The following is a 17689-nucleotide window of genomic DNA, read 5'->3' as shown; positions in this document are numbered from 1 at the left end:
AATAAATTAAAAGTTTACTTATTATAGAAGAGCTAAAACCTTGTCATATAAATCAATTCATTTTTATAAAAGGTACAGCAAGGTAATATTGATTTAAAAAAAATATAATATTTAGGAAAATGTAGAAGCTAATACAGTTAAATCATTAGAGTGAGTTTTTAGTGAGTTTAATTATGAACGATGAAGCAGAAATTATTAATATTCAGTCAGAGGCGATCGCCATTATTGGTATAGGGTGTAGATTTCCAGGAGCAAATAATTATAATGAGTTTTGGCAAAATTTAGAGAAAGGACTTAATAGTGTAACGGAGATACCTCAAGAGCGATGGAATATTGATAATTTTTATTCTTCAAATATGGAACTTCCCAATACAAGTACTAGTAAATGGGGAGGGTTTATCGAAGATGTAGATAAATTTGACACAAAATTTTTTCAGATATCAGAACGAGAAGCTCGGCGAACAGATCCTCAACAAAGGATCATGCTAGACCTGAGTTGGTCATGCTTAGAAGATGCTGGATATTCACCATTAGAATTATCAGGAAATAACGTCGGTGTTTTTATTGGTGTTTGTAATTTCGATTACAAAGAATTACAAGATAAGAGCGAAATTATTGAAGGATATAATTCTACAGGTACATATACTTCTATTATTCCAAATCGAATTTCCTACTTTTTCAACTTTCATGGGCCGAGTATTCCTATAGATACTGCTTGTTCTAGCTCACTTGTAGCCATACACCAAGCAGTCAATGCACTCAATCAAAATGAGTGTGAGATGGCATTAGTTGGTGGTGTCAGTGTATTGTGTACGCCGACTAGTTATATCTCTTTTAGTAAGTTGGGTATGCTATCACCTGAAGGTAAATGCAAAACCTTTGATGCTCAAGCAGATGGTTATGTGCGAGGTGAAGGGGCAGGTGTAATTTTATTAAAACCTTTGAAAAAAGCAGTTGAGGATAAAAATTATATTTATGGAATAGTCAAAGGGAGCGCCATAAATCATGGTGGTCATGCCCGTACTTTAACCTCTCCCAATGCTTATTCTCAATCACAAGTTGTAAGGTCTGCATGTATAAAGGCAAATATTACACCTGATACAGTATCTTATATAGAAGCTCATGGAACAGGTACGCCGTTAGGCGATCCAATTGAAATTAATGCTTTAAAACGAGCATATACACAATTATATCAGCACTATGGTATTGAACAAACCGCAGAAAGCTATTGTGGATTAGGTTCAGTAAAAACAAATATTGGACATTTAGAATCAGCAGCAGGTATTGCCGGGATCATAAAAGTATTATTGGCAATGAAATATAAAAAATTGCCACAAGTGAACAACTTTCAGCAATTAAATCCTCGGATCAAGTTAGATGGTAGTCCCTTTTATATAGTTAAAGAAACAAAAGACTGGCAACATTTAAAGACAAAAGAAGGAAAAATTATTCCTAGACGAGCAGGGGTAAGTTCCTTTGGCTTTGGAGGTGTTAATGCCCATGTAATTATAGAAGAGTCGTTAGTGCCAGAAGAAATAGTGGTGACGAACATTGAGCGTCCAAGCCACTTGATGACACTTTCGGCGAAAACTGATAAGGCTCTAGAAGAACTAGCAAAAAGATATCAAATTTATTTAAAATCTGATTTGAAGATATCGCTAGCAGATATTTGTTACACTACCAACACAGGGCGATCGCATTTTGATTATCGCCTTGCTATTGTGGCCGACTCTAAAGAGCAGTTGGTCGATCGACTTACTGCTTTCGCATCTGGGAAAGACACCGCCGGCTTAATTAGCAATCAACCCGGCAAAAAGCCAGCAAAGATAGCCTTTTTATTCACTGGTCAAGGCTCTCAATACATCAATATGGGTCGCCAACTCTACGATAGCCAACCCATCTTCCGCCAAACTATCGAGCAGTGCGATGAAATTCTCCGCCCTTATCTGAAACATTCTTTGTTAGAAGTACTTTATCCTGTCCAAGCAGGGGATAAAGAAGAATTTTCCCCTCTGCCCCTCTGCCCCTCTGCCCCTCTGCCTATTGATCAAACCGCCTATACCCAACCAGCATTGTTTGCTTTTGAATATGCCCTGTATCAACTGTGGAAATCTTGGGGTATTAAACCAAATGTGGTGATGGGTCATAGTGTAGGCGAATATGTTGCGGCAACTGTCGCAGGCATTCTCAGCCTAGAAGATGGACTTAAACTCATCGTCTATCGGGGACAGTTAATGCAGCAACTGCCTTCTGGAGGCGAGATGGTTTCACTGATGGCTTCAGAGTCAAGAGTGCGGGAAGTGATAGCGCCCTTTCATGACACAGTGGCACTAGCAGCCATCAACGGGCCCGAAAGTGTAGTGATTTCGGGAGACAGTAAAGACATTGCTGCTATTTGTCAGCAACTGTCAACACAGGGGGTAAAAACGAAGCGGTTACAAGTATCCCATGCTTTCCATTCTCCATTCATGACACCCATGTTGAAGGAGTTTGAGCAAGTAGCTAGTCAAATAACCTACAACCAACCCCAGATACCATTAGTCTCTAATATCACCGGACAACTTGCTGACGAGAATATAACCAATGCACAATACTGGGTGAATCACATTCGGCAAACAGTGCGGTTTGGCGATAGTATGCAGACATTGCATCAACTTGGGCATGAAGTCTTTTTAGAGGTTGGGCCTAAGCCAATTTTGTTGAGTATGGGTCGTGAGTGCTTGCCTGAGGGTGTGGGTTTGTGGTTGCCTTCTCTGCGTCCGGGAGTGCCAGAATGGCAACAGTTGCTTTCTAGTTTGGGTGAATTATATGTAGGTGGAATGGCAGTAGATTGGTCAGGGTTTGACCGCGACTATTTCCGCAAGAAAGTTACATTACCCACTTATTCGTTTCAACGACAGCGCTATTGGATTGAGAATACACCTCGTAAACCTCAACGCCAACAAAACTCGACAAAACTGCACCCATTATTAGACAAAAAGCTTCAATTGCCCTTAAGCAAAGAAATCTTGTTTGAGTCTGAATTCAGTAGCCAAACCCTACCGTTGTTAGTAGATCATCAAGTTTATAACCAAATTGTTGTGCCTGGAGCCTGTTATCTCTCCTTGCTATTGGGTGCAGCAGGATTGACTTTCGCCAGTGAATCATGTCTGTTAGAGAATATAGTTTTCCCCCAGGCATTGGTTATCCCCGAAGATAAAGCACGCACAGTGCAGCTGGTGCTGTCTTTTGAGGAGAGTAGCGCATCTTTCCAACTCATCAGCTTTGATACAGTTCCAAATGGTAGTACTCAGGTAAGTCAATGGCTAGTCCATGCCACAGGGAAAATCTCACAAGGCGTTAAGATTACACCAGAAACTGTCTTGCTCCAAGAGATACAGACGCGCTGTACTCAACAAATAGCTGCTGTGGAAATTTCCCAAAGTTGGCAAAAGCGGCAGATTCAATTTGGTGCAAGCTTCCAGTGGCTTGATTGTGTCTGGTGTGGAGAAGGAGAAGCCCTAGCCAAGCTCAAATGGCTTGACCAAGTAGATGATTTAGAAGAGTATCAATTATATCCAGGTCTTCTAGATTCCTGCTGGCAACTGACCAGCTTTTTCTTCCCTAGCGAAGACACTTTTGTACCCTTCGCAATTGAGAGTTTCCAATTTTACCAACGTCCCCAAAGTCAGCAGTTATGGTGTCATGCAGTACGATGTCTACAAGGGGCTACGCCTACGCAGTCTCAGAACTCCGATTCGGACAACCTTGTAGCAAATATCAGGCTATTTGACGCTAAGGGGCAGTTGATTGCAGACATCAAAGGTTTTGAGGCTAAAAAAGCGACTCCTAATACTTTGTTGCAAAGTCTCCAGTTAGACTTCAAAGAAAATTCTGTAGAGAATTGGTTGTATGAAGTAGAGTGGCAACCTCAAGTGCGCTTTAGCAATGAGCAACTGTCTCCAAGTTACCTGCCAGCACTTGCAGAAATTAGTCCTAAACTTCAGCCACAATATTCTCAATTGATGGCTGAACCACAGCTAAAAGTTTATGAGGCAGCAGTCAGCCAGTTAGAAGTACTCAGCATTAACTATGTGCTGCAAGCCCTGACAGCAATGGGGTGGAAACTACAACTAGGGCAGCGCTTCACAACAGGTGTGATCGCTAACCAGTTAGGAGTAGTCAGCCAACATCAACGGCTATTCAAGCGACTACTAGAGATGTTAGCAGAAGTAGGGGTGTTAGAGGCAAAAGCTTTGGAATGGCAAGTTATCCGCGAGCCAGAAGACAGCGATCCACAACCTAAATTAAATACCCTCTTAACTCAATATCCAATAGCAAATGCTGAATTAACTCTTCTAGGACGTTGTGGCCCATCATTAGCCCAAGTACTAAGGGGCGAATGCGATCCATTGCAATTGCTTTTCCCCGAAAACGACTCAACTACAGCCCAGTTATATGAGAATTCGCCACTGACAAAAGTGATGAATGTCTTAGCTCAACAAGCCATAATTTCACTTGTCGAGCATTTACCAACTGGACGGGGATTAAGAATATTAGAAATTGGTGCGGGAACTGGTGGAACAACCTCTTACCTGCTACCACATTTGTCCTGTGAGCAAACCGAATACCACTTCAGCGATATTGGAATCTCTTTTACTCAAAAAGCCCAAGAGAAATTCCAGGATTTCCCATTTATAAAATATCAAGTATTAGACATTGAAAAAGACCCCACAAGCCAAGGATTTGAAAAGCAGCAATATGATGTAATTGTTGCTGCCAATGTCTTACACGCTACCCAAGATTTACAACAAACCCTCAAACACACCAAGCAATTATTAGCACCACAGGGCATATTAATTTTATTGGAAACAACTCAGCGTCAGCGTTGGCTGGATTTAATCTTTGGATTAACTCCAGGATGGTGGCGATTTAGTGATTTGCACTTGCGCCCAGACTATCCCTTAATTAGTGCTGCCCAATGGCAAGAAGTGTTGCAAGAAACTGGGTTTACAAGCACAGTCAATATATCATCTACTCAACAGACTCAAAGCATTTTATCAAGAGCAATGGTAATGCTGGCACAAGTACCACCATCACCAAATGAGTCGGTACAAGTTGAGCAAAAACATTGGCTGTTATTCGCAGATCGGCAAGGTATAGCGCAACAGTTAGCTGACAAGCTAGATACTTACTCACAACTTTGTACCTTGGTATTTGTTGGTGAGGAATATGAACAATTAGACCAGCAACAATTCAAAATTAACCCAAGCAACCCAGAACATTATCAAAAGCTATTGCAGGCAATCAATAGCAAACCCTTGAATTTGTATGGTGTAGTTCATTGCTGGAGTTTAGATACAGTTAAAGCAGCAGAACTCACCGCAACCGATTTAACTGCGGCATCTTTACTAGGATGTGGTAGCACCTTGCATTTAGTCCAGGCATTGACAGGGACTAATTTATCTGCCCATCCTCGCCTCTGGTTAGTAACTCAGGGAGCAGTAGCGATCGCCATCGCCAACCTAGAAGGAGTAGCGCAATCAAGCTTGTGGGGAATGGCAAGGGCGATCGCTACCGAACATCCAGAACTCAACTGTGTGCGGGTAGATTTAGCTCCAAAGGCAGATGCAAAAGTCGTGCAAGCCTTATTTGAGGAAATTTGGTTGCCGACTACAGAAGACCAGATTGCCTTTACAGACCAACTGCGTTATGTCGCTAGGTTAGCTCGCTACCAGAAGCCTAAAGATTATCTAGAAACAGTAGCACCCAAACCTCTAAGGTTCCGTGAAGATAGTACCTATCTGATAACTGGCGGTATGGGTGGTTTGGGTTTATTGGTAGCTCGTTGGATGGTGCAACGGGGAGCAAGGCATTTGGTGTTAGTTGGGCGTAGTAGTGCAAGTGTTGCTGTGCATGAGCAACTTCAAGAGTTAGAACAGGCTGGCGCTCAAGTAAATGTTGTTCAGGCCGATGTGTCTGATGTCGAACAAATCACAAAAGTACTCTCAGAAATTGAGCCAATACAACCACTGCGCGGAATTATTCATTCTGTTGGTGTTTTGGATGATGGCGTTCTACAACAACTAAACTGGCAACGCTTTGCAAAAGTTTTGGCTCCAAAAGTAGAAGGAGCTTGGCATCTGCATACTTTAACTCAGAACCAGGCTTTAGACTTTTTTGTGATGTTTTCTTCTATAGCTTCTTTACTTGGTAATGCAGGTCAATCTAACCATGCGGCAGCCAATGCTTTTCTTGATGCTTTAGCCTATCATCGCCAGGCTCAAGGACTAGCAGGTTTGAGCATTAACTGGGGAGCTTGGTCACAAGTAGGAGCCTTCGCAGAGCGTCAACTTGATGAGCAAACAAAAACACGGGGTATTGGAACGTTTGCTCCAGAACAGGGATTAGTTGCTCTGGAGCAATTACTGTGTCAATCCTCTACTCAAGTTGCAGTTATGCCTATGAATTGGGTGCAGTTTTTGGAAAAATCCAATTCAGTTTCGCCGTTGTTCGCTAACTTTTTGCAAACTTCAGTAAAAACTGTGGTTATGCAATCTGAGATAGTTGAACAAATAAAGACAACAAATATTACTAAGCGCCGAAAATTTTTGCAAGATCATATTTTTTCACTAGTGGCTAAAGTCCTCGGTTGGCATCTATCAGAATCCATTGATCTACAGAAAGGCTTTTTCGAGTTAGGGATGGATTCACTAACTTCTTTAGATTTGAAAAATTACCTGCAAAAGAGTTTAAAATGCTCTTTACCGCTAAATTTAGTTTTTAAGTATCCTACTGTAGATTTGCTAACTGATTATCTATTGGAAGAACTTGGCTTAGATTCTGATGAAGAATCAGACAAAGAAGTTCAAGAGGAAATTAATGAGCCATTCCAACTAGTAAGTATCAAAAGTAGTAATAATAGAATTAAGATAGAATTATGAATTTATTAGAATTTTTACAATATATTTCTTTTAAAGGAATTGAGTTAGGGCATGATGGAGAAAAATTGCTAATAGATGGTTCCGAAATTTTATTAACTCCTGATGTCATTGCTCAACTCAAACAGCACAAAACTGAAATTTTACAGTTACTGCGCGATCGCCCAGATATTTTAAATATTTATCCTCTTTCCTACGGTCAACAATCCCTGTGGTTTTTGTGGCAATTAGCACCTAAAAGCGCAGCCTATAATGTAGCTTTTACCTGTCGTATCTGTTCACCTATAAATGTTACGACTTTACAAAAAAGTTTCCAAACTGTTCTTGAGCGTCATCCACAATTACGTAGCAAATTTTTTAAGCAAGATAATAATATTGTTCAACAGATCCATCAAACTCAGTTCACAGATTTTCAGCAGATAAATGCCTCTACCTGGAGAGAGCAGGAGCTTGAGCAAAGAGTTTTTCAGGAATACCAACAACCCTTCAACATCGAAAACGATTCGATAATGCGGGTGCGTTTGTTCAGTTGCTCACAGCAGGAACATATCTTGTTAGTGACCATACACCATATTGCTGTTGATGCTTGGTCTGTACTATTACTAATAGAAGAGTTAATAACGGTCTATCTTGCATTAGAGTTAGGTGTTCAGCCATCTCTAACTCCTCTCAAGCACTCCTATATAGATTACGTTCGTTGGCAAAGAGAATTATTAACTAGTACTCAAGGAGAAAAACTGTGGAACTACTGGCAGCAAAAACTCGCAGGGGAGCTGCCTGTACTTAACTTGCCAACAGATAGACCAAGACCAGCTATACAAACCTACAACGGCGCTTCTTATAATTTCAAAATATCTCAAAAGCTTACAGAACAACTGAAAAAGCTAGCTAAAGCAGAAGGCGTGACCCAATACATAGTTCTGCTAGCTGCATTTCAGGTTCTCTTGTATCGTTACACCGGGCAAGAGGATATTCTGGTTGGTGCGCCCACATCAGGTAGAACTCAACCGGAATTTGTGCCACTAGTTGGCTATTTTGTCGATCCCGTCGTTATGCGGGCGAATCTTTCAGGAAATCCCAGTTTTCAAGAGTTTCTGACTCAAGTTTGCCAAACAGTATCAGAAGCATTAGCACATCAAGATTTTCCCTTTGCTCTACTGGTAGAAAGATTGCAGCCACAGCGCGATCCGAGCCGTTCTCCTATCTTTGGGGCTGTATTCAACTTCCTTTTCCAGAACTTGGGGCAGTTTGAGCATACGCAACAACTGTGGTTAGGGGGTGAAGTAAATAAAGAAGGAATTAAACTCAAACCTTTTGAAATGCCTCAGATGGAAGGTCAGTTTGATCTAAATCTGACGATGCCTTCGGCGGCAAGCTACGCAGAAGCAAGTTCTTCTTTATCTGGGATTTTTAAGTACAACACTGACCTTTTTGATGCCAGCACTATCGAGCGGATGGTGGGGCATTTTGTGACCTTGCTGGAAGCAATTGTAGGGAATCCACAACAAAAGATTTCGCAATTGCCAATGCTTACAGAAGTTGAGCAACACCAGTTATTGGTTGATTGGAACGACACACACGTGGAGTATCGCCAGGATAAGTGTATCCATCAATTGTTTGAAGAACAGGTTGAGCGAACCCCAGATGCAGTAGCAGTTGTATTTGAAAATCAACAATTGACTTACCACCAGTTGAACTGTCGCGCTAACCAGTTAGCACATTACTTGCAGTCTTTGAACGTGGGAGCAGATGTGCTGGTTGGGTTGTGTGTGGAGCGATCGCTAGAAACAATCGTGGGAATATTAGGTATTCTCAAAGCGGGTGGTGCTTATGTGCCACTTGACCCAGAGTATCCGACTGAGCGTTTAAGCTTTATGTTAGAAGATGCTCAAGTTTCGGTGCTGCTGACCCAACAGCAATTAGTAGAGTCTGTTCCCAAACATCAGGCGCATCTTGTCTGCTTAGACAGCGATTGGGAAAAAATTTCTCAAGAGTGCGAGTCAAACCCTTCTTACACCGCCACACCCGATAACCTAGCATACGTCATCTACACTTCTGGTTCCACAGGTAAGCCCAAAGGCGTTTTAGTAAACCATTCAAATGTAGTTCGTCTGTTTGCAGCGACAAACTCTTGGTATAACTTCAACTCTCAAGATGTCTGGACACTGTTCCACTCTTACGCATTCGACTTTTCCGTATGGGAAATTTGGGGTGCTTTGCTTTATGGCGGACGACTGGTAGTAGTGCCTTATTTAGTGACGCGATCGCCCGAATCCTTCTTCGAGTTATTAGCTCAAGAGAAAGTCACCATTCTCAATCAAACACCCTCAGCTTTCCGCCAGTTGATTCAAGCAGAACAGTCAATAGCAATTACTGGCAATTTGAACTTACGCTTGGTAATTTTCGGTGGAGAAGCCTTAGAACTCTTGAGTTTACAGCCTTGGTTTGAGCGTCATGGCGACAAGTCACCCCAGTTAGTGAATATGTACGGGATTACAGAAACTACTGTACATGTAACTTATCGTCCATTGAGTAAAACCGATTTAAATGGCACAGCAAGTGTAATTGGTCGTCCGATTCCCGACTTACAGGTGTATGTGCTGGATGAATATAAACAGCCAGTGCCGATTGGTGTTCCTGGTGAAATGTACGTTGGTGGTGCAGGGGTGGCGCGTGGCTATCTCAATCGTCCGGAACTGACAGCACAGAGGTTTATATCTAGTCCTTTTGAGAATTCAAAATTATATAAAACAGGAGACTTGGCGCGGTATTTGCCCAATGGCGAGTTAGAGTATTTAGGACGAATTGACCAACAAGTGAAAATTCGAGGCTTCCGCATTGAGTTGGGAGAAATTGAGGCACTACTGGCGCAACACCCAGCTGTTTGGGAAAGCGTAGTGGTGATACGAGAGGATGAAATTGACGACAAACGTTTAATAGCTTACGTAGTGCCGAAGACAGAACAATCTCCCACAGCCGCAGAACTACGTCAGTTCCTCGCCAACCAACTCCCCAGCTATATGGTGCCAAACACTTTTATGATGCTGGAATCCTTACCCCTAACATCTAACGGCAAAATAGACCGCCGCGCATTGCCAAAACCGGAGTTAGACAGCACACTGCTAGAAAAATTTGTCGCCCCACGCACCCCAATTGAAGAAATGCTGGCACAAATTTGGGCACAAGTGCTGAAAGTAGAGCAAGTAAGCATTTACGATAACTTCTTTGAACTTGGGGGGCATTCGCTACTAGCAACCCAACTGCTTTCACGCATTCGCAACATTTTCAAAGTAGAACTACCATTGCGTAGTCTGTTTGCCGCAGCAACACTAGCCGAATTGGCACAAGAGATAGAGCAGTTGCAGCAACAAAACTTAGAAAAAACCTCCCTACCCATCTTACCAAGAGCCAGGGATGCAGAATTACCACTGTCCTATGGCCAACAGCGTTTGTGGTTTTTAGACCAGTTCGAGCCGAACAGCGCCATTTACAACATACCTACAGCTTTGCATCTTCAAGGAACTCTCAAGGTTGCAGCCTTAGAACAAAGCTTGCGAGAAATTATTCATCGCCATGAAGCGTTACGCACCAACTTCATCACAGTTGATGGAAAACCTTTTCAAATCATTCAAACACAAACAAATTGGACGTTCTCAGTTGTTGATTATCAGCATTTATCCACAACTGAACAAAAAATTGCCACACAGCAATTAGCGCAAAAACAACTTATTCAACCCTTTGACCTAGCAACTGAAGCATTAATTAGGGCGACATTAGTAGTGCTTAATAAGACAGAACACGTCTTGTTAGTATATATGCATCATGTTGTCAGTGATGGCTGGTCAATGGGTGTATTTGTTCAGGAATTAGCAGCACTGTACAATGCTTATTCAATAGGTCAGCCGTCATCATTAGCACCACTACCGATTCAGTACGCAGATTTTGCAATCTGGCAAAGACAGTGGTTGCAAGGAGATATTCTGCAAAGCCAATTGAGTTACTGGCAACAACAACTAGCAGATGCACCAGGTTTATTGTCGCTTCCCACAGACCGACCAAGACCTGCTGTGCAGAGTTTTGCAGGGGCATATCAACAGTTTGCACTTTCTGGGGAGCTAACTAGTGGGTTAATACAGTTAAGTCAAGAGCAAGGAGTTACCTTGTTCATGACGCTGTTGGCAGCTTATGATACTCTACTTTACCGCTACACAGGTGTGGCAGACATTTTGGTTGGTTCACCGATCGCAAATCGCGATCGCAGTGAAATTGAAGGGTTAATTGGCTTTTTTGTCAATACCTTAGTGATGCGTACCAACTTATCAGGCAATCCTAGTTTTTGTGAGTTACTGGGTCGTGTTCAGGAAATGGCAATGGATGCATACTCTCATCAGGATTTGCCTTTTGAAATGTTAGTAGAAGCATTACAGCCAGAACGGGATCTAAGCCATACACCACTGTTTCAGGTGGCGTTTGTCCTCCAAAATGCTCCCATGTCTCAATTGGAGTTGACTGGGTTAACCGTTAGTCCACTGGTAGTAGAAGGTACAACTTCCAGGTTTGATTTGACTTTATCAATGCAGAACACTGCTGCTGGACTGGTGGGGGTATGGGAGTATAACACTGATTTATTTGATTCTAGTACCATTGAGCGAATAACAGGTCATTTTGTGACATTGCTCGCAGGTATTATTGCTAACCCCAATGAGCGAATTTCGCAATTCCCACTGCTGACAGCAGTTGAGCAGCAGCAGTTACTTGTTGAGTGGAACTCTACTCAAGCTGATTATTCACTAGATAAGTGTATCCATCAGTTATTTGAAGAACAGGTGGAGTGTACACCAGATGCTGTAGCAGTGGTGTTTGAAAATCAACAACTGACTTACCACCAATTGAATGCCAAAGCTAATCAGTTAGCTCATTACTTGCGCTCATTGGGCGTACAAGCAGATGTGCTAGTGGGCATTTATATGGAACGCTCATTGGAAATGATTGTCGGACTGTTAGGGATTCTTAAAGCGGGTGGGGCTTATGTACCACTTGACCCAGACTATCCTCAAGAGCGTTTGAGCTTTATGCTTGAAGATGCTCAATTGAGAGTGCTGCTGACACAACAACAACTTATTGAAAGGCTGCCTGAGCATCAAGCGCAAATTGTATGTTTAGATACTGACTGGCAATCTATTTCTGTGTCAAGTCAGGATAATCCAATTACTGGTGTGCAAGACAGTAACTTGGCTTACGTAATTTACACTTCTGGTTCGACTGGAAAGCCCAAAGGAGCAATGAACACTCATTTAGGGATTTACAATCGCCTGCTGTGGATGCAACAAGCTTATCAATTAACATTAGTAGATTGCATTTTACAGAAAACTCCTTTTAGCTTCGACGTTTCAGTTTGGGAGTTCTTCTGGCCATTAATAACTGGAGCGCGTTCAGTTTTGGTTAAACCAGGTGGACATAAAGATAGTGCTTACTTGACCAACCTAATCCAGGAACAGCAAGTGACTGCACTGCATTTTGTACCTTCTATGCTTCGGGCTTTCGTAGAAGAAGAAAGTGTAAAAAATTGTAGTAGCTTAAAACGAGTTATCTGTAGTGGCGAAGCTCTGCCTTTAGAACTCCAGGAACGCTTTTTCGCTCAGTTAGACTGTGAATTGCACAATCTCTATGGGCCAACAGAAGCGGCAATTGATGTCACTTATTGGCAATGCAAACCAGATACTAATCTTAGGACAGTGCCTATTGGTCGTGCGATCGCCAACACACAAATTTATATTTTAGATTCTCACTTACAACCAGTGCCGATTGGTGTACCAGGAGAATTGCACATCGGTGGTGTGGGGTTAGCACGAGGCTACCTCAATCGCCCCGACTTAACCAATGAGAAATTTATCCCTAGCCCATTTAGCGATGATCTGCATTCACGGCTTTACAAAACTGGCGATCTTGCACGCTACTTAAGCGACGGTAATATTGAGTACCTGGGACGTATCGACAATCAAGTTAAGCTGCGGGGCTTCCGCATTGAGTTGGGAGAAATCGAGGCGGCGCTAACACAACACCTGGCTGTGGGAGAAACTGTAGTCATCACCCGTGAAGACGATCCTGACAATAAGCGTCTGGTAGCTTATATTGTCCCCGATCAAAAGTATGCCTTCCCAGTTCTACAACTACTTCGTTTTAAAAACAAAGGTCTACTTAATGAAGAATTACTCTATGAGTTGCCAAATGGGATGGTAATTGCCCATCTGAATAAAAACGAGACAGAATTCGTCTACAAAGAACTTTGGGAGGAACAAGCTTATTTAAAACATGGCATCACTATCAATGAAGGGGATTGCATATTTGATGTAGGTGCCAATATAGGTCTGTTCGCACTCTTCATGGGTCAAATATGTAAAAATGTTTCTATTTACGCATTTGAGCCAATTCCGCCTGTTTTCGATCTGTTACGCATAAATACTGAGGGCTATGGCTTAAATGTGAAACTGTTTAATCTTGGTCTTTCCAGCGAGATCAAGACTGACACCTTTACATATTATCCTCAGGTTTCTGTAATCTCTGGACGCTTTGCTGATGCCGATCAAGAGCGAGAGGTAATCAAATCCTTTTTGCTCAAACAACAGATCATAGCAAATGAGACAGAAATATCTAGTCAGGCAATTGATGAACTGCTAGCAGAACGATTACAGAGTCAGCAATTCACTTGCCACTTAAGAACAATTTCTGATGTGATTGGTGAGCATGGCGTTGAGAGGATCGATTTGCTGAAAATCGACGTGGAGAAAAGTGAGCAGGATGTGCTTTCTGGGATCCAGCAAGAAGATTGGCAAAAGATCCAGCAGATAGTTGTAGAGGTTCATAACATCAATGGGAGGTTGGAGGAGATTGCAGCGCTGCTAAAAGAACATGGATACGACCTAACTATTGAGCAGGATGCTTTATTAGAAGATACTGTACTCTACAATATCTATGCCAGACGACCATCTATAAAGCAGTACCTCCCAGACGAGGCTAATAGCAGCAGGTTAGTCTGTGATTCTTTAAAACCGATCTGGAGCAATTCGAGTTTATTACTCAGTGAGGTTCGCCGCTTCCTCCAAAAGAAGCTACCCGAATACATGGTGCCAAATGCTTTTGTGCTGCTGGAATCCTTACCCCTGACATCTAACGGCAAAGTAGACCGCCGCGCTTTACCTGCACCAGAATTAGACAGAACACTGCTAGAAAAATTTGTCGCCCCACGCACGCCAATTGAAGAAATGCTGGCACAAATTTGGGCGCAAGTCCTGAAACTAGAGCAGGTAGGCATACATCATAACTTCTTTGAACTTGGAGGACACTCGCTGCTAGCAACCCAGCTGCTTTCACGCATTCGCACCAGCTTGAAAGTAGAACTACCATTGCGTAGTCTGTTTGCCGCCGCGACAGTTGCCGAATTAGCTCATCTTATTGGGCAGTTGCAGCAACAAAAGATAGAACTAATTTCTCCACCCATCTTACCAAGAGCAAAGAATGCAGAATTACCACTGTCTTATGCTCAACAGCGTTTGTGGTTTTTAGACCAGTTACAACCGAACAGTAGCTTCTACAACATACCCATAGCTTTACATCTAGTAGGAACTTTCAATCAAGTAGCTTTAGAACAAAGCTTGCGAGAAATTATTCATCGTCACGAAGCGTTACGCACCAACTTCGTCATAGTTGATGGAAAACCTTCTCAAATCATTCAAATACAAACGAATTGGACAGTCTCAGTTGTTGAATTGCAACATCTGCCAACAAGCGAACAAGAAATTGCAAGACAGCAATTAGCGCAAAAACAGGCTATTCAACCATTTGACTTGGCAAACCAAGCATTAGTCAGGGCAACATTAGTAGTGCTGTCCGAGACAGAATACGTCTTGTTGGTGTGTATGCATCACATTGTCTCTGATGGCTGGTCAATAGGTGTGTTTGTGAAAGAGCTAGCAGCACTGTACAATGCTTACTCTCAAGGTCAGCCCTTACCCTTAGCACCATTGGCAATTCAGTACGCAGATTTCGCCATCTGGCAGCGAAACTGGTTGCAAGGGGATGTACTGCAAACTCAACTCTTGTACTGGCAACAACAACTGGCAAACGCACCAGCTTTATTGTCCCTACCAGCCGACCGACCTAGACCAGCTGTGCAAACCTTTAATGGCGCACATCAAGAATTTACACTTTCAAAGGAGCTAACTGCTAAACTGGCACAACTGAGCCAGCAACAAGGAGTAACGCTATTCATGACGCTGTTGGCAGCGTTTGATACCCTACTTTACCGCTATACAGCACAAGAAGATATTTTGGTGGGGTCTCCTATTGCAAATCGTAATCGCAGTGAAATTGAAGGGTTAATTGGCTTTTTTGTCAATACCTTAGTCATGCGTACAGATTTATCAGGCGATCCTAGCTTTAGCGAATTACTTGGTCGCGTTCGAGAAATGGCAATGGATGCGTACTCTCATCAAGACTTGCCATTTGAAATGCTGGTGGAAGCATTACAGCCAGAACGGGATCTCGGCCACACACCACTGTTCCAAGTGATGTTTGTCCTTGAGAATACGCCCATGCCTCAAATAGAGTTGGCTGGGTTAAATGTCACTCCATTGATGACAGCAAGCACAACGGCAAAGTTTGATTTGACTTTAGCAATGGAGAACACCGCTACTGGACTAGTGGGGTGGTGGGTATATAACACTGACTTGTTTGATGTATCTACCATTGAGCGAATGACGGGTCATTTTTTGAGATTGCTTGAAGGTATTGTTGCTAATCCCAAAAAGCGAATTTCTCAATTGCCTCTGTTGACACAACCTGAGCAACAACAGTTATTAGTTGAATGGAACGATACTCAAGCGGATTATGCCCAGGATAAATGCATCCATCAGTTGTTTGAGGAGCAAGTTCAGCTTACCCCAGATGCGATCGCAGTTGTGTTTGAAAATCAACAACTGACTTACCAGCAGTTGAATGCCAAAGCTAATCAATTGGCGCATTACTTGCGTTCTTTGGGTGTAAAACCAGATGTACTGGTCGGGTTGTGTCTAGAACGCTCACTAGAGATGGTGATAGGACTATTGGGAATTCTTAAAGCGGGTGGGGCTTATGTGCCACTTGATCCTGACTATCCCCAAGAACGTTTGAGCTTTATGTTAGAAGATGCTCAAGTTTCAGTACTGCTGACTCAACAGCGACTTGTTGACAAACTGTCACAGTATCAAGCAAACTTTGTCTGTTTAGATGAAGCTTGGTCACAAATTATCCAAAACAATCAAGATAATCCCGTCAGTGAAGTCAGAGCTTTTCATATAGCTAATGTAATTTACACGTCAGGATCTACAGGTAGACCCAAGGGTGTCATGGTTGAGCATACCGGACTGTGCAACTTAGCTCAAGCTCAAATTAAGACTTTTGGCTTGCAAAACTTCAGTCGTATTCTCCAGTTTGCTTCCCTGAGTTTTGATGCTTCTATCTGGGAAGTCGTGATGGCTTTTGGCTCAGGGGCAACACTTTACTTGGGAACAAAAGACTCTTTATTGCCAGGGAAACCATTAATTGAGCAGTTACGCAATCATGGCATTACCCATATCACGCTTCCACCATCAGCCTTAGCAGTTATGCCAGCAGAGGAACTCCCGGCATTGCAGACAATGATTGTGGCAGGAGAAGCTTGTTCTGCTGAATTAATAAGGCAGTGGTCTGCTGGCAGAAACTTTTTTAACGCTTACGGCCCAACAGAAGCTACTGTCTGTGCCACGATCGCAAAATGCACTGATGGCGACGAGAAAATTTCTATTGGTAGAGCGATCGCCAATACACAAGTCTATATTTTAGACAAAAATTTGCAACCAGTGCCGATTGGTGTGCCTGGAGAGTTATACATCGGTGGTGTGGGGTTAGCCAAAGGCTACCTTAACCGCCCAGAGTTGACACAAGAGAAATTCATCTCCAATCCGTTTGAGGAGATAGGGAGGAGTAAATTATATAAAACTGGAGATTTGGCGCGTTACTTACCAAACGGCAATATCGAATACTTGGGACGAATTGATAACCAAGTAAAAATACGTGGTTTCCGCATTGAGTTAGGCGAGATTGAAGCAGTATTGAGCCAACATGGTGATGTGCAGATATGTTGTGTCATCGCCTGTGAAGAAATTCCAGGTAATAAACGCTTAGTCGCCTACGTAGTACCGCATCCACAAGCGACTTGTACTGAGCGGAGTCGAAGTACACCCACAACCAGCGAACTACGACAGTTCCTTTCCCATAAACTGCCTGCATATATTGTGCCAGCCGCTTTTGTAATGCTGGAGTCTTTACCCCTGACACCTAACGGCAAAGTAGACCGTCGCGCTCTGCCTGACCCAGATTTACATCAGGAACTATTAGATTATGTAATGCCAAATACAGAAGTAGAAAAAATCATTGCTGGCATTTGGCAAAAAGCACTAGAAGTAGAAAAGGTGGGAGTTTACAACAACTTCTTTGAACTAGGAGGGCATTCATTACTACTAGTACAAATTAATCAGCAATTGCAAGAAAAATATGGTTTACAACTGTCAATAGTTGATATGTTTAATTACCCAACGATACATACTTTAAGCCAATACTTGAATACTAAATTCAATCAAGAAGCTACGTTTACAGAAAAGAGTTCTCGGACTCAAGCTCATAGTGATAGTAAATCTTTAAGAAACCAACAATTACAACTTAGACAACAGCATCGTTCTCAGAAAAAAAGGTAA

General features: G+C 42.5%; 2 protein-coding genes. Both read left to right on the top strand.

Translation table 11 applies throughout. The features are described from left to right. Positions 1 to 173 precede the first annotated feature (173 nt). The gene (locus RMY16_RS00175; RefSeq protein WP_322734666.1) at positions 174 to 6923 is read left to right on the top strand and encodes a type I polyketide synthase; all 6750 of its coding nucleotides are present in this window, start codon (positions 174 to 176) and stop codon (positions 6921 to 6923) included. Next, the gene (locus RMY16_RS00170) at positions 6920 to 17689 is read left to right on the top strand and encodes a non-ribosomal peptide synthetase (protein ID WP_322734665.1); all 10770 of its coding nucleotides are present in this window, start codon (positions 6920 to 6922) and stop codon (positions 17687 to 17689) included. The genes RMY16_RS00175 and RMY16_RS00170 overlap by 4 nt, the downstream gene beginning before the upstream one ends.

The organism is Nostoc sp. DedQUE12b, from assembly GCF_034530835.1.
Lineage (GTDB): Bacteria > Cyanobacteriota > Cyanobacteriia > Cyanobacteriales > Nostocaceae > Nostoc.
Note: the sequence above shows the minus strand (reverse complement) of the source record. Positions and strands in the feature narration are given on the sequence as shown.